10 protein-coding genes and 1 pseudogene are annotated in these 19,948 nt (G+C 68.4%); 6 read left to right on the top strand and 5 right to left on the bottom strand.

Annotation, left to right across the window (positions count from 1 at the left end):
- The first annotated feature begins 2 nt into the window (after nt 1–2).
- Genes RTK35_RS08760 through RTK35_RS08770 form a run of 3 tightly spaced genes read left to right on the top strand, consistent with a single transcriptional unit; the run spans nt 3 to nt 9,416 of the window.
- Nucleotides 3–7,892, top strand: coding sequence for an Hpt domain-containing protein (locus tag RTK35_RS08760; protein ID WP_316907798.1), 7,890 nt, complete (start codon nt 3–5; stop codon nt 7,890–7,892).
- On the top strand, nt 7,885–8,904 hold the full coding sequence (locus tag RTK35_RS08765) for a chemotaxis protein CheB (RefSeq protein ID WP_316907799.1): 1,020 nt from the start codon (nt 7,885–7,887) through the stop codon (nt 8,902–8,904). The genes RTK35_RS08760 and RTK35_RS08765 overlap by 8 nt, the downstream gene beginning before the upstream one ends.
- Nucleotides 8,905–8,945: 41 nt before the next feature.
- Nucleotides 8,946–9,416, top strand: coding sequence for a chemotaxis protein CheW (locus RTK35_RS08770; protein WP_044403550.1), 471 nt, complete (start codon nt 8,946–8,948; stop codon nt 9,414–9,416).
- Between the two features lie 22 nt (nt 9,417–9,438).
- Here RTK35_RS08770 and RTK35_RS08775 read toward each other — a convergent pair whose 3' ends face one another.
- Nucleotides 9,439–10,158, bottom strand: coding sequence for a 16S rRNA (uracil(1498)-N(3))-methyltransferase (locus tag RTK35_RS08775; RefSeq protein WP_074967214.1), 720 nt, complete (start codon nt 10,156–10,158; stop codon nt 9,439–9,441).
- Nucleotides 10,159–10,226: 68 nt separating this feature from the next.
- On the bottom strand, nt 10,227–11,633 hold the full coding sequence (locus RTK35_RS08780; RefSeq protein WP_316907800.1) for an adenosylmethionine--8-amino-7-oxononanoate transaminase: 1,407 nt from the start codon (nt 11,631–11,633) through the stop codon (nt 10,227–10,229).
- Nucleotides 11,634–11,793: 160 nt separating this feature from the next.
- On the opposite strand from RTK35_RS08780, the pseudogene RTK35_RS08785 reads away from it, so the two are divergent.
- The 3 genes and pseudogenes from RTK35_RS08785 to RTK35_RS08795 all read left to right on the top strand — a co-directional run.
- A pseudogene (locus RTK35_RS08785) lies at nt 11,794–13,269 on the top strand (flavin monoamine oxidase family protein); the annotation flags it as partial.
- Between the two features lie 203 nt (nt 13,270–13,472).
- On the top strand, nt 13,473–14,027 hold the full coding sequence (locus RTK35_RS08790) for a cytochrome b (protein ID WP_074967218.1): 555 nt from the start codon (nt 13,473–13,475) through the stop codon (nt 14,025–14,027).
- 28 nt (nt 14,028–14,055) lie between these two features.
- The gene (locus RTK35_RS08795) at nt 14,056–14,631 is read left to right on the top strand and encodes a YceI family protein (protein WP_044403540.1); all 576 of its coding nucleotides are present in this window, start codon (nt 14,056–14,058) and stop codon (nt 14,629–14,631) included.
- Between the two features lie 126 nt (nt 14,632–14,757).
- On the opposite strand, the gene RTK35_RS08800 is transcribed toward RTK35_RS08795, so the two are convergent.
- The 3 genes from RTK35_RS08800 to RTK35_RS08810 all read right to left on the bottom strand — a co-directional run bounded on the left by RTK35_RS08800 (nt 14,758) and on the right by RTK35_RS08810 (nt 19,793).
- Nucleotides 14,758–16,620, bottom strand: coding sequence for a DEAD/DEAH box helicase (locus RTK35_RS08800; protein WP_316907801.1), 1,863 nt, complete (start codon nt 16,618–16,620; stop codon nt 14,758–14,760).
- Nucleotides 16,621–16,869: 249 nt separating this feature from the next.
- Complete coding sequence (locus tag RTK35_RS08805) at nt 16,870–17,595, bottom strand: DUF3142 domain-containing protein (protein ID WP_074967222.1); 726 nt, start codon at nt 17,593–17,595, stop codon at nt 16,870–16,872.
- The gene (locus RTK35_RS08810) at nt 17,595–19,793 is read right to left on the bottom strand and encodes a hypothetical protein (protein WP_316907802.1); all 2,199 of its coding nucleotides are present in this window, start codon (nt 19,791–19,793) and stop codon (nt 17,595–17,597) included. The genes RTK35_RS08805 and RTK35_RS08810 overlap by 1 nt, the downstream gene beginning before the upstream one ends.
- Nucleotides 19,794–19,948 lie beyond the last annotated feature (155 nt).

Genomic DNA, 19,948 nt, shown 5'->3' on the forward strand with positions numbered 1-19,948 from the left:
CTATGAGTGATCGGCACGATTATGTCGCCCTGGAGTGGGTCAAGGGCGAGATCGCGGAAACCCTGAAGCAGGCCCGCCAGGCCCTGGAGGCGTTCGTCGAGAACACCCAGGACCCGACGCGCATGCGTTTCTGCCAGACCTACGTGCACCAGGTCCACGGCACCCTGCAGATGGTCGAGTTCTACGGCGCGGCCCTGCTCGCCGAGGAAATGGAGCAGCTCGCCCAGGCACTGATGGAAGGCCGCGTGACCAACCAGGGCGAGGCCCTGGAAGTGCTCATGCAGGCCATCCTGCAGTTGCCGGTCTACCTGGATCGCATCCAGAGCGCGCGCCGTGACCTGCCCATGGTCGTCCTGCCGCTGCTCAACGACCTGCGCGCCGCCCGTGGCGAGAAGCTGCTGTCCGAAACCAGCCTGTTCTCCCCCGATCTCTCCAGCCGCACCCCCGCACTCTCGGTGGATGCGCTGGCCCGCATGCGCACCGCCGAACTGCCGGTACTGCTGCGCAAGCTGCGGCAGATGCTGCAGATGGCCCTGGTGGGGATCATCCGTGGCCAGGACCTGGCCACCAACCTCGGCTACATGGCCCGCGTCTTCGCCCGCCTCGAATCGCTGTGCAAGGAAGCCCCGCTGGGCACCCTGTGGCCCATCGCCTCCGGCATGGTCGAAGGCCTGGCCAATGGCAGCGTGGTCAACGGCACCTCCGTCCGCACCCTGCTGCGTCAGATCGACAAGGAGCTCAAGCGCCTGGTCGACCAGGGCGCCGATGGCATCAACCAGCCGGCCCCGGACGAACTGGTCAAGAACCTGCTGTTCTATATCGCCAAGGCCCCGGCCCAGTCGCCGCGCATCCGTGCCCTCAAGGAACAGTACCGCCTCGACGAAGCCCTGCCCGACACCGACGTGGTGGACGAGGAACGTGCCCGCCTGGCCGGCCCCGACCGCGACGCCATGCGCTCGGTGGTCACCGCCCTTTGCGAAGAGCTGGTCCGCGTCAAGGACAGCCTCGACATCTTCGTGCGCAGCGACCGCCGCGGCGTCACCGAGCTGGATGCCCTGCTCGCGCCCCTCAAGCAGATCGCCGACACCCTCGCCGTGCTCGGCTTCGGCCAACCGCGCCGGGTCATCCTCGACCAGATCGACGTCATCCACAGCCTGTCCCTCGGCCAGCGCGAGCCCAACGACGCCGTTCTCATGGACGTCGCCGGCGCCCTGCTGTACGTCGAGGCGACCCTCGCCGGCATGGTCGGCCCGGCCGATGACGGTTCCCGCGAAGAGAGTCACCTGCCCACCACCGACGTGGCGCAGATCCACCAACTGGTGATCAAGGAAGCGCGCAATGGCCTCGAACAGGCCAAGGACGCGATCATCGAGTTCATCGCCTCCCAGTGGAACCACGAGCACCTGGCCCGCGTGCCCGACCTGCTGACCCAGGTCCGTGGCGGCCTGGCGATGATCCCCCTGGCCCGCGCCGCTGCCCTGCTGGAAGCCTGCAACCGCTACATCCAGGAACAGCTCCTGGCCCGCAAGGCCGTGCCCAACTGGCAGAGCCTGGACACCCTGGCCGACGCCATCACCAGCGTCGAGTACTACCTGGAGCGCCTCTCCGAGGACCACGCCACCCAAGGCGACATGATCCTCGACGTGGCCGAGGAGAGCCTGGAGAACCTGGGCTACCCGCTCAAGGCCAAGCCCTCCATCCTCGATCTCCCGGAGTTCCAGGCCGAAGAGCCCGCTCCGCTGGCCGACCCGGTGGAGGAGATCGAAGTCCTCGCCGAGGAAGCGCCCGAGCCGGTCGAGCCCCTGGCCTTCGAACCCCTGCCAGCGGAGCCGGAAATCACGCTCGATGCCGATTTCGCCGAGCCTTCCGCCCCGGTGGAAGAGGCCCCTGCACTGGATGCCCTGCCGGAGCTCGAACCGCTGGACAGCGCCGAGCCGGTGGCCTTCGACGCACTGCCCGAACTGGAGCCGCTGCCCGAGCTGGAAGCCCAGCCGCTGCTGGACGAGCCCCTGGAACTGGGCACACTCGACAGCTTCGAGACCACCGAGCCGAAGGCCGATGACGCGCCGACGCTGCTGGTCTCCGATGACAACTGGAACCTCGGCGAGCCGGAGGTCCAGGCCCCCGAGGTCATCGACTTCAGCCTCGACGCCCCGTTGGAGCTGGAATCCCTCGATCAGCCCAAGCCGGCCGACGAGCCCTTCGCCTCCTTCGACCTTGAGGCCCTTGAGCCGCTGCCGGCTGCCGAGCCCCTTGAACCGATGCTGGACGAGCCCCTCAGCCTCGAGCCGCTGCCCGAATCCACCCCCAGCTGGGACGACGTGGAGCTGAGCGGCCTCGACCTGCCGGAGGTCGACCTGCCTTCCGCTCCGCTGGAGCCCGTCGCTGCCCCGGTCGAGGAAGCACCCCGCGCGCTGTCCATGGCCGATGTCATGGCCGCCCCGGTGCAGCCCATCAACCCGCCCGCTGGCGAGGTCCCGCCCAGCCTGCTGCCGCCGCCTGCCGACGAAGAGCCGGTGGACGACGAACTGCTGGAAGTCTTCATCGAAGAAGCCGGCGAAGTGCTGGAGACCATCGGCGACTACCTGCCGCGCTGGTGCGCCAATACGGACGACAAGGACGCGCTGACCGAAGTCCGCCGTGCCTTCCACACCCTCAAGGGCAGCGGCCGCATGGTCCGCGCGCTGGTCATCGGCGAGCTGTCCTGGTCCATCGAGAACCTGCTCAACCGCGTGCTCGACCGCAGCATCCAGCCGGACGAGGACGTCAAGGGCGTGGTCAACGACGTGGTCGCCCTGCTGCCGCAGCTGGTGGACGAATTCGCCGCCAAGGCCCAGCGCCAGCGTGACGATGTCGACCACCTGGCCGCCGAGGCGCACGCCCTGGCCAAGGGGCAGCGCCTCCCAAAATCTGAAGCCCCGGTCTCCGTACAGGCTGCCGAGCCCGTGGGCGAGCTTCCTTCTCAGCCCGAAGTGGCCGCGCCGACCGTTGCCTCCAGCGCGTCGACCGATGAAGAGCCGCTCGACCCGCAGTTGCTGGACATCTTCCGCAACGAGGCCGAAGCCCACCTGGAAACCCTCGTCGGCTTCCTCGCCGATTGCGCGCAGTCCCTGCCGCAGCCGGTGACCGACAACCTCCAGCGCGCCCTGCACACCCTCAAGGGCAGTGCGCACATGGCCGGCATCCTGCCGATCGCCGCCATCGCCATGCCGCTGGAGAAGCTGGCCAAGGAATACAAGACCAACCTGATCCAGATGGACCTGGTGGATGCCGAACTGCTGCGCGATGCCGAGCAACTGTTCCGCATCGGCCTGGAGCAGCTGGAAACCGCACCGCTGCGCCCGATCCCCGGGACCGAGGCCTTCCTCGAACGCGTCCAGCGCCTGCACGCCGAGCGCATCGGCGCGGCCGAAGCCGCTCGCCTGGGCGAGCAGGGCCAGGCCGGGCGCGACCCGCAACTGATCTCCATCTTCCTCGCCGAAGGCATGGACATCCTCCTGGATGCCGAGGACCTGCTGCGCCGCTGGCGCGAGCACCCCTCCGAGCGCCAGGAACTGGGCGCCCTGCTGGAAGAACTGAACACCCTCGGCCGTGGCGCCGAGATGGCCGAGCTGCCGCAGATCGAAGAGCTCTGCGAAGCCCTGCTGGACACCTACGGTGCCGTCGAGGAAGGCAGCCTGCCGGTCAGCGAACGCTTCTTCGACGAGGCCGAACGGGCCCACGAAGCGCTGATCAGCATGATGGACCAGGTCGCCGCCGCCCTTCAGGTCACGCCCCAGCCGGAGCGGGTCCAGGCCCTGCGCGACCTGCTCCAGCAGGCCGTCGATCCGGCAGCCCTCGCGCTGCTGGACATGGACCGCGACACCGGACTGCTGGTCGAAGAGCCGGACCAGGTGCTGCCGCCCGCCACAGAAGCCGAGCTGACGCTCGCGGACGATGACGCACTGCCGCCGCTGCCCGAACTGGATGAAGTGCCGGCCCTTGAACCGGTCACCCTGCCGGAGCTGCTCGACGAGCCCACCGAGGCCGTCGAGCCGGTGCCCGTCCCGGCCGCCGAGCCTGCCGCAGCGGTCGAACCGGCTGCCGCACCGCTGGCCTACGAGAACCTCGACGAGGAGATGGTCTCCATCTTCCTCGAAGAGGCCGTGGACATCCTGGAAAGCTCCGGCCAGGCGCTGGAACGCTGGCTCGACGAGCCGGACAACCACGCACCGCTGCACTCGCTGCAGCGTGACCTGCACACCCTCAAGGGTGGCGCGCGCATGGCCGAGATCGCCCCTATCGGCGACCTCGCCCACGAACTCGAATCCCTCTACGAAGGGCTGGTGGACCGCCGCTTCAACCATTCCCCGGCATTGGCCGGCCTGCTCCAGGCCAGCCATGACGACCTGGCCGTGATGCTCGACCAGCTCCAGGCCCGCCAACCGCTGCGCAACCCGGAGGCGCTGATCCAGGCGATTCGTGCGTTTCGCCAAGGCGGCACGGTAAGCCTGCCCGTCGCGCCGGTGACCGAAGTTCCGGCGAGTGAGGCCATCGCCCCGCCGGCAGAGGCAGAGGCAGAGGTGGAAGCGCCTGCCTTGCCGGATGAGGTGTCCGAAGCGCCCCTCGAACTGGATGCCGGCCTGCCTGAGCTGGACGATGACGTCCTGCCGCTGCCGACCCTCGACGAACCCGATGCCGACGCCCCGCTGGTGCTGGAAGACCTGCCCCTGCCGGAGACCGACGAGCCGGCGCTCGTGGAAAGCGCCGAGGCCGATGCCTGGCTGCTTGACGAGACCGAAGGCGACCTGTCGCCTGCCCCCGAAGCCGAAGCCGAAGCCGAAGCCGAAGCCGAAGCCGAAGCCGAAGCCGAAGCCGAAGCCGAAGCCGAAGACACACTTTCTCCCGAGCCCGAGCCCGAGCCCGAGCCCGAGCCCGAGCCCGAGCCCGAGCCCGACGCCGAATGGCTGCCGGTGGATGAAGCCCCGGCGCTGCCTGAGGTGGACGACGAGCCGAGCATCGAGCTGGTGCTGCCCGAGATGGCCGAGGCGCCCGCCCCGGTCGAGCCGGTTGTACCGGCTCCCGTGGTGAGCGAGCCGGTCCACAGCGCCTTCGATGACCGTGATCCCGAACTGGTGGAAATCTTCCTCGAGGAAGGCTTCGACATCATCGAAAGCGCCGGCAACGCCCTGCAGCGCTGGATGGAGGACGTCGACAACCTGCTGGAAGTCGAGGCCCTGCAACGCGACCTGCACACCCTCAAGGGTGGTGCGCGCATGGCCGAGATCCGCGAGATCGGTGACCTCGCCCACGAACTGGAATTCCTCTACGAAGGCCTCTGTGGCGGCCGCCTGCGTGCCAGCCCGACGCTGTTCGGGTTGCTGCAGTCCTGCCACGACCGCCTTGCCGAGATGCTCGAAGCCGTGCGCGACAAGCGCGCGGTGCCGGATGGCAGCGTGCTGATCGAGGCGATCCGCCGCTTCCGTGCCAACCCCGACGAACAGCTGAGCATGCCCTCCAGCGTGCACCTGCAGCCTGTCGCCGCGCCCGTGGTGGAGGACGATGAGGCGGAAGCCGACATCCTCGATATCTTCCTCGAAGAGGGCGATGACCTGCTGGAAGCGATGGAGCGCACCATCGGCCGCTGGGAAGAGAACCGCGACGACAGCGCCCAGATCGACGACCTGCTGCGCCTGCTGCACACCCTCAAGGGCGGTGCGCGCCTGGCCGGCCAGAAACGCCTGGGCGACCTCAGCCACGACCTGGAACAGCACCTGACCGAGGCGCTGCAACAAGGCGCGCCCTGGCCTGAAAGCCTGTTCCTCGACGTGCAGTCCGGCTTCGAAGGCCTGCAGGCCGAGCTGGACCAGCTGCGCCAGCGCCTGGATGCCAGCCTGGCGGACGAGCCCGAAGCACCTGCCGAGGTCTTTGATCCGGTGCCCCAGCCGACCCTCGCAGCCCCCATCGTGGCGGCGAGCGCCGTGCCGGTGGCGGTGACCGAGGACAAGGTCCTGCCGTTCGTGCTCAAGGCCCAGGAAGCCGCCCAGGATGCCGCCGCACGTCGTGCGCCGCAGGAAATGGTCAAGGTCCCGGCCGACCTGCTGGAAGGCCTGGTCAACCTGGCGGGTGAAACGTCCATCTTCCGGGGCCGTGTCGAACAGCAGGTGAGCGACTTCAGCTTCACCCTGAGCGAGATGGAATCCACCATCGAGCGGGTACGCGACCAGCTCCGCCGCCTCGACACCGAGACCCAGGCGCAGATCCTCAGCCGCTACCAGGCCGAGGCCGAGCGCGCCGGCTACGAGGACTTCGACCCGCTGGAAATGGACCGCCACTCCCAGCTGCAGCAGCTCTCCCGCGCGCTGTTCGAGTCTGCGTCCGACTTGCTGGACCTGAAGGAAACCCTGGCCGCGCGTAACCGCGACGCCGAAACCCTGCTGCTGCAACAGGCACGGGTCAACACCGAGCTGCAGGAAGGCCTCATGCGGACCCGCATGGTGCCCTTCGACCGCCTCGTACCGCGCCTGCGCCGCATCGTGCGCCAGGTGGCCAGCGAGTTGGGCAAGCAGGTGGAGTTCCTCGTCGGCAACGCCGAGGGCGAAATGGACCGGACCGTGCTCGAGCGCATCGTCGCGCCCCTGGAGCACATGCTGCGCAACGCCGTTGACCACGGCATCGAGCCGGTCGAACTGCGCCGCGCCGCCGGCAAGCCAGACGCCGGTACCATCCGCCTGACCCTGGGCCGCGAGGGTGGCGACATCCTCCTGACCCTGTCCGACGACGGTGGCGGCATCCGCCTCGACGCCGTGCGCCGCAAGGCCATCGAGCGTGGGCTGATGGATGCCGACTCCCAGCTCTCCGACCACGAGGTGCTGCAGTTCATCCTCGAGGCCGGCTTCTCCACCGCTGAGAAAGTCACGCAGATCTCCGGGCGTGGCGTGGGCATGGACGTGGTGCACTCCGAGGTCAAGCAGCTCGGTGGCTCCATGAGCATCGAGTCGACCCCGGGCGAGGGCTCGCGCTTCCTCATCCGCCTGCCGTTCACCGTGTCGGTGAACCGTGCGCTGATGGTGCTCTCCGGCGAAGACCTCTACGCCATCCCGCTGAACACCATCGAAGGTATCGTGCGGGTCTCCCCGTACGAGCTGGAGGCCTACTACCAGCCGGATGCGCCGCGCTTCGAGTACGCCGGCCAGGCCTACGAACTGAAGTACCTGGGCGACCTGCTGAACAATGGCCAGCATCCCAAGCTGGTGGGCCAGAGTCTGCCGCTGCCGGTGATCCTGGTGCGTTCCACCGAGCACGCCGTGGCCGTCCAGGTGGACGCCCTGGCCGGCTCCCGCGAGATCGTGGTAAAGGGCCTCGGCCCGCAGTTCGCCGGGGTGCAGGGCATCTCCGGTGCCACCATCCTTGGGGACGGCCGCGTGGTGGTGATTCTCGACCTGCTGGCGACCATCCGCGCCCGCCATGCCCATCAGGTGCAAATGCTGCCGCGCACCACCAGCCAGGCCGCCCTGCCGGCGGAGCTGGACCACGACCGCCCGCCGGTGATCATGGTGGTGGACGACTCGGTCACCGTGCGCAAGGTCACCAGCCGCCTGCTGGAACGCAACGGCATGAACGTGCTGACGGCCAAGGATGGGGTGGATGCCATCGCCCAGCTTCAGGAGCACCGCCCCGACGTCATGCTGCTGGACATCGAGATGCCGCGCATGGACGGCTTCGAAGTGGCCACCCTGGTGCGCCACGACGCGAGCCTGAAGGACCTGCCGATCATCATGATCACCTCCCGTACCGGCGAGAAACACCGCGAGCGGGCGATGGCCATCGGCGTGAACGACTACCTGGGCAAGCCGTACCAGGAGTCCCTGCTGCTTGAAACCATCCAGCGACTGGTCAAGGGACATGACTGAGAAAACCTCTGCACGCATCGCCGTCATCGCCGACACCTCGCTGCAGCGCCATGTGCTGCAGCAGGCGCTGGTCGGCAACGGCTACCAGGTGATCCTCAACAGTGACCCGGCCCGTCTCGACGACGACGCCCTGAGCGCCTGCGACGCCGACCTCTGGTTGGTGGACCTGGCCCAGTCGGAAGACTCGCCGCTGGTGGACAGCCTGTTGGAGCGCGCCAGCGCCCCGGTACTGTTCGGCGAAGGGCATGCCCCGGAACGCCATTCGGAAAACTACCCGCGCTGGGAGCGCCGCCTGTTCGGCAAGCTCAAGCGCCTGGTGGGGGATCCCGCCGTGGCGGTCGGCCCGAGCCTGGAGGCCCTGATGGCCGAGGCCCAGCGCCCCGCCCGCCTGGACCTGCCGCGTGCCCTGGCGGACACCCCGCTGGTGGCGGGCGAGCCGGCGCGCCAGGTCTGGCTGCTGGCCGCGTCCCTTGGAGGTCCGGCGGCGGTCAAGGCCTTCCTTGATGCACTGCCCGGCGGCCTGCCGGTGGGTTTCCTCTACGCCCAGCACATCGATCCCGCCTTCGAAAGCATCCTGCCCCAGGCCGTCGGCCGCCACAGCCAGTGGCCGGTCAACCTGGCCCGCCCCGGCGACCACGTGCGCGCCGGCGAGGTGGTGGTGGTGCCGATCGCCCAGGAGCTGACCTTCGCCGAAGACGGCGCGATGCTCATGGGCAACCGCCCCTGGCCCGAGCCCTACAGCCCGTCCATCGACCAGATCATGCTCAACCTCGCCCAGCACTTCGGCGAGCATTGCGGCGTGATCGCCTTCAGCGGCATGGGCAGCGATGGCAGCGCCGCGGCGGCCTACGTGCGTCGCCAGGGTGCGCCGATCTGGACCCAGCGGGCTGAGAGCTGCGTCTGTTCGAGCATGCCCGACAGCCTGCGTGAAGGCGGCTACAGCAGTTTCAGTGCCGACCCGCGCGAGCTGGCCCAGGCGCTGGTGAACCACCTGGCCGAGCAGTGCGCCTGACGCGCCGCCGGTGGTCTTGAAGAATCGTTGAAGGAAACGCCATGAGCCAAGCCGTCGCCAACACCCAGAGCGCCAACAGCCTGACCGGGCTGCTGCTGTCGCTGACCGACCGCACCCTGCTGGTGCCCAACGTGGCGGTGGCGGAGCTGATCCCCTACCGGGCGCCCCAGGCGTCCGCCGGGATGCCGGCCTGGTTCCTCGGCCAGGTGGCCTGGCGCGATCTGCGCCTGCCCCTGCTGTCGTTCGAAGCCGCCAGCGGTGGCCAGCCCCAGGTGGGCTCCAGCGCGCGGGTGGTGGTGCTCAACGCCCTGGGCAGCCGTGCCCATGTGAAGTTCATCGCCCTGCTGGTGCAGGGCATTCCGCGCTCCCTCAAGGTCGACACCGACCTGCCCTCGGCCAATGCCGAGCTGCTGCCCCTGGAGCTGGGTTCGGTGCAGCTGGAGGACGGCATCGCCAAGATCCCGGACCTGGTCGGTCTGGAGCAACTCCTGGCGGACGCCGGCCTGATCTGAGCCGCTGAGCCGGCCTGTCCCCTTAGAAATCCCCCCACAACTGCTGGGCGACGCTCAGCGCCACCACCGGCGCGGTTTCCGTGCGCAGTACGCGTGGGCCCATGCGTGCCGCCTGGAAGCCTTGCTGCTGGGCCGCTTCCACTTCGGCGTCGGACAGCCCGCCCTCCGGGCCGATGAGGAACGCCAGCGTGGCTGGTCGTGCATGGCTGGCCAGGGGCTCGGCCACCGGGTGCAGGACCAGTTTGAGGTCCGCCTCCACCTGCTTCTGCCACTCCCCCAGCGTCACCGGCGGGTGGATCACCGGCAGCACCGAGCGGCCGCATTGCTCGCAGGCGCTGATGGCCACCTGGCGCCAGTGAGCCAGGCGCTTGTCGGCGCGCTCATCCTTCAGGCGCACTTCGCAGCGCTCGCTCACCAGGGGGGTGATTTCCGCCACGCCCAGCTCGGTGGCCTTCTGGATGGCCCAGTCCATGCGCTCGCCCCGGGACAGGCCCTGGCCGAGGTGGACCCGCAGCGGCGACTCGGCCAGACCGGCGAAGGCTTCGCGCAGTTCGACGCGGACGCTTTTCTTGCCGACCTCCACCAGTTCGCCGATGAATTCCTGGCCCGAGCCGTCGAACAGCTGGACGGCATCACCTTCGGCCAGGCGCAGCACGCGACCAATGTAGTGGGCCTGGGCTTCGGGCAGGGCGTGTTGCCCGAGGGCGAGGGCGGCGTCGATGAAAAAGCGGGAAAGGCGCATGGATTCGGCGGGCTGAAGAGGGAAAGCCGCAAGCTTACCCGCTTCGCCGCCCGCCGTTAAACCGCCTGCTAGCCCGGATCGCGGTGATTGGGGTGCAGGTCGGCGGCGACGGCCACGCTCACCCCGTCACGGGTGGCGATGTCGATGCCTTCGCTGGCCACCTCGGCGAGGAAGTCGATCTCCTCCGGGGTGATCACGTAGGGCGGCAGGAAGTACACCACGTTGCCCAGCGGGCGCAGCAGGGCGCCGCGCTCCAGGGCGTGCTGGAACACCTTCAGGCCACGGCGCTCCTGCCAGGGGTAGGGCGTGCGGCTGGCCTTGTCCTGAACCATCTCCATGGCCAGCACCATGCCGGTCTGGCGGATCTCGGCGACGTGGGCGTGGTCGGCCAGGTGTGCGGTGGCGCTGGCCATGCGCGTGGCCAGGGCGCGGTTGGCCTCGATGACGTTGTCCTGCTCGAAGATGTCCAGGGTCGCCAGGGCGGCGGCGCAGGCCAGCGGGTTGCCGGTGTAGGTGTGCGAGTGGAGGAAGGCGCGCAGGGTCTGGTAGTCGTCGTAGAACCCCTGGTAGACGGCCTCCGAGGTGAGCACGGCGGCCATCGGCAGGTAGCCGCCGGTGAGCGCCTTGGAAAGCACCAGGAAGTCCGGGGCGATGCCGGCCTGCTCGCAGGCGAACATCGTGCCGGTGCGGCCGAAGCCGACGGCGATCTCGTCATGGATCAGGTGCACGCCGTAGCGGTCGCAGGCCTCGCGCAGCAGCGTGAGGTAGATCGGGTGGTACATGCGCATGCCGCCGGCGCCCTGGATCAGCGGCTCGACGATCACGGCGGCGACCTCTTCGTGGTGCTCGGCGAGGGTCTGCTCCATGTGGGCGAACATGGCTCGCGAATGGGCCTCCCAGCTGACGCCCTCCGGACGCAGGTAGCAGTCCGGGGTCGGCACCTTGAGGGTGTCCATCAGCAGGGATTTGTAGGTTTCGGTGAACAGCGCCACATCGCCCACCGACATCGCGGCGACGGTTTCACCGTGGTAGCTGTTGGTCAGGGTGACGAAGCGCTTCTTGCGCTCCAGGCCCTGGTTGCGCCAGAAGTGGTAGCTCATCTTCAGCGCCACCTCGATGCCCGAGGAGCCGTTGTCGGCATAGAAGACCCGGTCCAGGCCCTGGGGCGTGAGCTTCACCAGGCGCTCGGACAGCTCGATCACCGGCTGGTGGCTGAAGCCGGCGAGGATGACGTGCTCCAGTTGCTCGACCTGGTCCTTGATGCGCTGGTTGATGCGCGGGTTGGCGTGGCCGAACACGTTGACCCACCAGGAGCTGACCGCGTCCAGGTAGCGCTTGCCTTCGAAGTCCTCCAGCCACACGCCCTCGCCACGGCGGATCGGTACCACCGGCAGGCGCTCGTGGTCCTTCATCTGGGTACAGGGGTGCCACAGCACGGCGAGGTCGCGCTGCATCCAGTCGGCGTTTTGGCCCATGGTCGGTCTCCGGAAAGGTCGGGGAAGCCTATGCAATAGGGGTGAGATGGACAAGCCGGCCGATCCGGCACATCGCCGACGGGGTTCTCTGGTGGGCCGGGGGCGCCTGGCGTATCCTGCGCGCCATTTGAAAGACGCTCGCTTTTCCTTGGGGGAACCAATGTCTGCTGCCTGGCTGCGCGGGTGCGCGCTGATCCTGATCGGTTTGTTCTGCGCCGGTGCGCAGGGCAAGGAGAAACAACCCGCTGCCATCGTCGTCGGTGGCGGCATGGCCGGCCTGACGGCGGCCTATGAACTGCAGCAGCAGGGCTGGCAGGTCACCCTGCTGGAGGCCAAACCGTCCATCGGCGGCCGCTCCGGCCTGGCCACCACCGAGTGGATCGGTTCCGCCAAGCTGCAGCCGACCCTGCATGCCTACCTCAAGGACTTCAAGCTCGGCACCGTCCCGGCGCCGGACTACGTGCGCGCCCCCGGCTACCTGGTGAATGGCCGCTACTTCACCGAGGCCGACCTGCTGAAGGAGGCGCCTTCCACCGTCGAGGGCCTGAAGCGCTTCGACAAGAGCCTGGATGACCTCGCCGCGTCCATCGAGGACCCGCTCAAGCCGCTGGTCAACCACACCCTGCAGAGCCTGGACGCCATCACCGCGTCCCGCTGGCTGGACAAGCTGGCCCTGCCGCCCACCGCCCGCGCCCTGGTGGACCAGCGCATCCGCTCCCGCTACGACGAGCCGTCGCGCTTGTCGCTGCTCTACCTGGCCCAGCAGGCCCGCGTCTACCGGGGGCTGCCGGAAGGTGACCTGCGCGCCGCGCGACTGCCCGGCGGCAGCGCGGCCCTGGCCCAGGCCGTTGCGAAGAAACTGAAGACGGTGAAGACCAACGCCCGTGTCTCGGCCATCGTCCAGGACAAGGACGGCGTGACCGTGAAGGTCGGCGGCGCCGGCTACCGTGCCGACTACGTGGTGCTGGCCGTGCCGCTGCCGGCGATGGACAAGATCAGCCTCACCCCGGCGCTGTCGGCGCTGCAGCTCAAGGCGCTGAAGGACATCAACTACGGTTGGCGCGACCAGTTGCTGCTCAAGTTCAAGAAGCCCGTCTGGGGCAAGAGCCGCCTTTCCGGCGAGGTCTACAGCGACCAGGGGCTGGGCATGCTGTGGGTCGAGCCGGCCCTGAAGGGCGGCGCCAACCTGCTGGTGAACATCTCCGGCGACAGCGCGCGCCTGCTGCAGGCCTTCGGTGACCGGCAGATGGTGGACCAGGTGCTGATCCGCCTGGACAAGTTCTTCCCCGGTGCCCGCGAGCAGTTCCAGGGCTTCGAGGTCCGCCGCTATGGCAAGGATGCGTTGGCCGGTGGCGCCTACCTGGCCTACGGCCCGGGCGAGATCAGCCAGTACTGGCGCCTGTGGGAAAAGCCGCTGCAGCGGGTGATCTTCGCCGGCGAGCACACCGACGCCCTCTACCCAGGCACCCTGGAAGGCGCCCTGCGCAGCGGCCAGCGCGCCGCCGGTCAGGCCCGCGACCTGTTCGCCGGTAAACCGCTGGAGCCGGTGGAACCGGTCGCCGCCGCTGCACCTGAGTCCCCGGCCAAGGCCGAGGCCGCCAAGCCGGAGAAGAAGGGCTTCTTCTCCTGGCTGTTCTGATCCTTCCGCCCCGCCACCCGTCCGGCGGCTGTGCCAGCCGTCGGACATCTCTGTCAGACCTGTCCTATCGCTAAATTTTCGGCGCGCTGGGTCGTCTTCAATGATCGTATTGCTCGATATTTCAAAGCGACATTTTCTACTTTAATTCGATCTTTTTGCCGCTAGGCTTGTGGCCATTCGTTTTCAAGGGACCCTTCCTGATGCAGTGGCGCAACACTTCCGACCGCTTCGGCGCAATCAGCATTTTCCTGCACTGGGGCGTAGCCCTGGTGGTCTTCGGCCTGTTCGGGCTGGGGCTGTGGATGGTCGGCCTGGACTACTACAGCAGCTGGTACAAGACCGCCCCGGACATCCACAAGGGCATCGGCGTGCTGCTGTTCCTGGTGATGGGCCTGCGCCTGGTGTGGCGCTTCCTGAGCCCGCCGCCGCCGGCACCCGCCAATCACGGCCGCATGACCCGCCTGGGTTCCAAGCTGGGCCACCTGGCGCTGTACGCCGGCCTCTTCGCCCTGATGATCTCCGGCTACCTGATCTCCACCGCCGATGGCCGTGGCATCGAGGTGTTCGGGCTGTTCGAAGTGCCCGCCACCCTGACAACCATTCCCGACCAGGAAGACGTGGCTGGTGTGGTCCACGAGTACCTCGCCTGGGGTCTGGTGATCTTCGCCGGCCTGCATGCCCTGGCCGCCCTCAAGCACCACTTCATCGATCGCGACGCCACCCTGGTCCGCATGCTCGGGCGCGCCGCCAAATAACGCTGCACCCTCACAAGGAGAAACACCGATGCTGAAGAAATCCCTCGCCGCGCTGACCCTCGGTGCCGCCCTGTTCGCTGGCCAGGCCATGGCTGCCGACTACGTCATCGACAAGCAGGGCCAGCACGCCTTCGTCAACTTCAAGATCAGCCACCTGGGCTACAGCTGGCTCTACGGCACCTTCAAGGACTTCGACGGCACCTTCAGCTTCGACGCCAAGGCGCCCGAAGCCAGCAAGGTGAAGGTCGAGCTGAAGACCGGCAGTGTCGACACCAACCATGCCGAGCGCGACAAGCACATCAAGAGCGGTGACTTCCTGAACGTCAGCAAGCACCCGACCGCCACTTTCGAGTCCACCGGTGTGAAATCCACCGGCGAAGGCACCGCCGACGTGACCGGCAACCTGACCCTCAACGGCGTGACCAAGCCGGTGGTGATCAAGGCCAAGTTCATCGGCGAAGGCAGCGACCCGTGGGGCGGCTACCGTGCCGGCTTCGAAGGCACCACTACCCTGAAGCTGAAGGACTTCGACATCCAGAAGGACCTCGGCCCGGCTTCCCAGGAAGTCGAGCTGATCATCTCCTTCGAAGGTGTGCGCAAGTAACCTTCCCCAGGGAAACAGAAGCGCCGGCGCAAGCCGGCGTTTCTGTTTCTGGCAGTTGGCCTGGCGTTACCGGGCACTGCACATGAAAACGCCGGCTTTCGCCGGCGTTTTCAATGGGGCTTGCTGTCAGCGGTTGCGGGTCAGCAGGGCGGGCTTCTCACCGCGCGGCCGGTTGCCGTTGCTCAGCTCATCCAGTTGCTCCGGCGTCGGGAAACGGTCGGCGCGGGATTCCTTGTGGATGATCTTCGGGGCTGGCTTGCGCGGCTCCTGAACGGCCGGCTCCTCGCGACGACGGGGTTCTTCCCGACGACCCTGGTTGCCGCCGCCCTGGGCGCGCTGGCCGCCACTGCCGCCACGGCGCTGGCCATTGCCACCACCGCTGCCGCCGGCGCCACCCTGGTTACGGGAGCGACCGCCATTGCCAGCGCCGCCGCCGCCGTTGCTGCGGGCGCCCTGGCCTTGACCATTGCCGCCGCGACGGCCGCGGCCCTTGTCCTGGTACGGGCTGACGTAGTCGGCGCGGTTGCCGAAGTTGTCCACGTCATCGTCCAGGAACTCTTCCGGGTCGCGGTCCCTCGGGACCGGCGGCGGGCCGGCAGGGCGGGAGTTCTGCTTGCCGGCCGGGTTCGCCGAGTGCGGCTGCGGCTGGGCGCCGTCCGCCTTGCCCTTGCCTTTGCCGCGGCGCTTGCGGCTCTTCTTGGCCTTGCCTTCGCCATCGGCGGCAGCCGCCTGGGCGGCCTGGGGCTTGTCGCCGTTGCTCGGCTCACGCTTGGGCTTGTCGGCGCGGGGCTTGCGCTCCGGCTTCGGCGGGCGTGCCTCGGGGCGCTCGGCCTCGACGGTGGAGGGGTCGAAGCCCTGCAGGTCGCCGTCGGGGATGCGCTGTTTGGTCAGGCGCTCGATGGCCTTGAGCAGTTTCTCTTCGTCCGGGGCCACCAGCGAGATGGCTTCGCCACTGCGACCGGCACGGCCGGTACGGCCGATGCGGTGGACGTAGTCTTCCTCGACGTTGGGCAGCTCGTAGTTGACCACGTGGGGCAACTGGTCGATGTCCAGGCCGCGCGCGGCGATGTCGGTGGCCACGAGGATGCGGATGGCGTTGGCCTTGAAGTCGGCCAGGGCCTTGGTGCGGGCGTTCTGGCTCTTGTTGCCGTGGATCGCGGCGGCCGGCAGGCCGTGCTTGTCCAGGTACTCGGCCAGGCGGTTGGCGCCGTGCTTGGTGCGGGTGAAGACCAGCACCTGCTCCCAGGCGCCGACGGTGACCAGGTGCGCCAGCAGGGCGCGCTTCTGGTTGGCCGGCAGGCGGAACACGCGCTGCTCGATGCGTTCGACCGTGGTGTTCGGCGGCGTGACCTCGATGCGCTCGGGGTCTTGCAGCAGTTTGTTCGCCAGGTCGGTGATGTCCTTGGAGAAGGTCGCCGAGAACAGCAGGTTCTGGCGCTGCGCAGGCAGGCGCGCGAGGACCTTCTTGACGTCGTGGATGAAGCCCATGTCGAGCATGCGGTCGGCTTCGTCCAGCACGAGGATCTCCACGTGGGAGAGGTCGATGCTGCCCTGGCCCATCAGGTCCAGCAGGCGGCCGGGGCACGCCACCAGCACGTCGACGCCCTTGGACAGGGCCTGCACCTGGGGATTCATGCCGACACCGCCGAAGATGCAGGCGCTGGCCAGGGGCAGGTCGCGCGCATACACCTTGAAGCTGTCGTGCACCTGGGCAGCCAGCTCGCGGGTCGGGGTCAGGACCAGTACCCGGGCCTGGCGCGCGGCGCGGCGGTGGGACTTGTCCGGGTGACCGTTGGGGAAGAGGCGTTCGAGAACCGGAAGGGCGAAGCCCCCGGTCTTGCCAGTGCCAGTCTGCGCCGCAACCATCAGGTCGCGACCTTGCAACACGGCGGGAATGGCCCGCTGTTGCACGGGAGTGGGCTGGGCGTAGCCGGCGGCTTCCACCGCGCCGACTAATGCCTCGGAGAGACCGAGGGAGGCAAAGGACATGGATGATCCTGTCTAGTTAGGGCTGGGCCCGGGGGACTTGTCAGCCTGGCGAGGTACTGGACGAAAAATGCTTTTCGTACAGGCCTTAGCAGCCGCTACGGGGAGCGCGGTGCCGTCCGGTCCCACTGGCGGAATGGAGGGCCAGTGTCCGGGCGAATGCCTGGCGGGAGCGCGGAGTATAACAGAGGCTTTCCCGTGTGCAGCCCATTCAACCGCTCAACGGTTCGACCGATTCACATCCCGGCGCGTTCAAGGATTCAGCAGGAACACCACATAGCCCCTGAACCAGGGGCTCGCTGCCAGGTAGTCGGGCGCTTGCCATTCACCGTTCTGCACCAGGCCGATGCGGAACGGCAGGCGCAGGCGTGCCACGCGCGGGAGGTAGCGGCCGTACTCGGGGATGGTGTGGCGGCCCTGGTAGGTCTGCACCACCACTTCGTCCACCACCTGGGCCAGGCGGTTGATCACCTCGGGGTCGCCGTTGCTGCCCCAGTCGAGCAGGCCGGTGATGCTCAGGCGGTATTCGGGCGGCAGGCGCTGGCGCAGGCCCTGGAGGAAGTCGGCGTACTCGGCCAGGTAGAGGGTGCCGGCGTCGAAGTCGATCTGGATGCCGGTGACGGTGTTGCCGGCACGCTTCCAGCGCGACAGCTGGGCCAGCAGGGTCCGGTGCACGTCCTCGGTCCAGCGCAGGGTGTGGGCGCGATAGACCACCCAGATCTCGCCCTGGCGCAGGCGTGGCACGGCCATGCCCTGGGCGATGAAGCGCGCCGCCGGATCGCCCGCGCGGCGCGGCCCGTCGATCTGGCCCTGGAGGATGTAGAGGGTCTTGGCCTTGGCCAGCAGGGGTTGCGGGCGCACGCCGCTCCACAGCCAGAAGGCATCGTGGGCGGCGGCGTCGACCCGCTCGCTGGCGCCGAGCAGCGGGCTGGCCAGGATCAGGCCGAGGGCCAGGAGCCTGGCGAACCCGAGGGGCATCACCAGTAGTACTTCAGCGCCTCGGCCCAGGGGCTCTTGGCGTAGCGCGTCTTCAGCGCCTGGAACCACTGCTTGCGCTGGGCCTTGCTGATGTCCTGGTCGTCGCAGGTGTTGTAGCCGGCGGGGGCGTAGCAGTTCACGGCGCGGTACAGGGCATAGGCGCGGTCGTCATCGCTGGCCTTGGCGTCGTCGATCACCGCCATGTAGCCGACCAGGCGCGAGTACGGCTTGCCGGGGAACTGGCTGGCCGAGCCGCCCAGTTCGCCCTTCGGCGGCTGGGTGTTGAGGCTGAAGCCGTCGAAGCCGTTGGTGCGGATGAACTCGCCGAGGCAGTTGCCGGCCTGGGCGTCCTTGGCGTTGCCCTGCAGGCGGGTGGCCACCTCGGTCAGGCTCGGGCAGGCATAGCCGTCCTGCTGGCCGCTCCAGGCGAACCGACCCACCGCCAGCTCGTTGCCGTCCTCGACCTTGGGCGTCGGGGAGGGGATCAGCGGCTGGTCCTTGAGGAAGGCGGCGTAGTCGCCGAACACCAGGTCCTTGTAGAGCAGGGTGAACAGTGCGGTGTCGCGTTCGCGCTGCGGCGCGGCGCTGTCCACCGCCTGGCGGCGCAGCAGGTCGGCGGAGGCGACGTTGCGCAGGAGGATCTCGCGGATCGGTGCGGTGCGCACCGGCGAATCGGCGGTGAACAGGGCATCGACCTGGCCCGCACGGGAGCGGTTGAGGGCAATGGCCAGTTCCAGCTGGCCGCGCTGCAGCTCGCTGGGCTGGCGTTGCAGCAGGCGCTGCCAGAGGGCGTAGGCGCCTTCGGCATCCCCCTTGGCTTCCAGGGCCAGGCCGCGCAGGGTTTCCTGGCTGAAGGTGACCAGGTCCAGGCGCGCCTGCGGGTCTTCCGCCGGCAGGGCGGCCAGGGCCTTGGCGGCGTCGTGGCCCCGGTAGAAGTGCCAGGCGGCGACCAGGTAGGCGTGCAGCGCCGGGCGGTCGGCGAAGCGCTGCTTCTGTGCCTGCAGTTGCTCCAGGCTGATCAGCGGCGGCTCGCCTTCGGCCGGGCGACGCAGGCGCATCAGGTCGGCCATGGCCAGCAGGGCGGTGTCCTGCAGGTCCTCGGGCTTCAGCGCGGGCAGCAGCTTGACGTCCAACTCTTCCACCAGCTCGGGCAGGCCGAGGTTGCGCTTGGCGTCGTCCTGGGCGAACTGCCAGGCGAATTCGGCGGCGAAGCGACGGTTGTCGTCCAGCAGCCAGTAGATGCGGCGCAGCAGGCCGCGTGCGGAGGCGGCGTAGGCGCCTTCCGGGTAGGCGGTGAGGTAGGCCTTGAATTCGTTGTCGCTGGCGTCCAGCAGGGTGCGGTCCACCTTGGCCAGGTCAGGGATGCCGTATTCGTCGAACGCACCTTCCTGGGCCTGGTTCAGCGAGACACGGGCCTTCAGGTACAGGGCGGCTTCCTTGATCCAGGGCTGGGGGCTGTCGGCCAGTTGGGTGAAGCGCTCGCGGGCTGTGCCGAAGTCACCCCGGTAGAAGGCGTCGGCGCCCGTCAGGTAGGCGAGGTACGCCTGGCCGTCGGCGGAGGTGACGGTGCCGGCGGTCGGCAGCACGTCGGCCGGTTGCGGGTCGCCTTCGCCACACACGGTCAGCAGGTTCACCCGGCTGATGGCCAGGGCCTTGCGCTCTTCGGCGGACAGGCCGCTGGTGCTGGCCAACTGCTCGACGAAGGCCTGGGTGGTGTCCAGGTTGTTGGTGCGGCAGCGGCTGCCTTCGCCTTCGGCGAACTGCTGTTCGGCCAGGGCGCCGTCCTCCAGCTTCACGCCGATCTGCTCCAGGGCCAGGGACAGGTTCTCCACGCGCGGCGAGACCGATTCGGTGGCGGTGGTGTCCACGTCCGTCGGCGCCTCGGTGGCTTCGCTCTCCGGTGCGGCCGGGTTGAGCATGTCCAGGGCGAAGGGCGCCTGGGCGTAGCCGCCTTCGTAGTCACTGGACGCTTGCAACGGGCTCGGCAGGCTCAGGCGGCCCGCATCGGCGAGCAGCAGCTTGAGGTTGGCGCGGCTGTCGTTGCCCGGGCTGAGGAAGGGCAGGTTGCTGCAGGTGTTCAGGTTGTCTTCCACCAGCGCCCAGGTGGGGCTGCAGAAGAAGTCGTAGCTGGCGTGTGCGGCAGGGCTGGCGAGCCCGCCGAGGATCAGCAGCGGGAGGAGGCGTGGCGAGGTCTTCATGGCATCGTCCTTGGAAGGAGGGGCCGGTGCGGTTCCGCCACCGGCCTTGGTCTCTAACGGGTCTCTAAACGCTACCTGCGTTGTCATCGCCGCGTTGAGAACAGGCTCAAAGTGCTCATTCGCGCCGGATGAATTGCGCGCTTTTGCCTGTGCCT

It is taken from the genome of Pseudomonas sp. zfem003, assembly GCF_032621675.1.
GTDB classification, from domain to species: domain Bacteria; phylum Pseudomonadota; class Gammaproteobacteria; order Pseudomonadales; family Pseudomonadaceae; genus Metapseudomonas; species Metapseudomonas otitidis.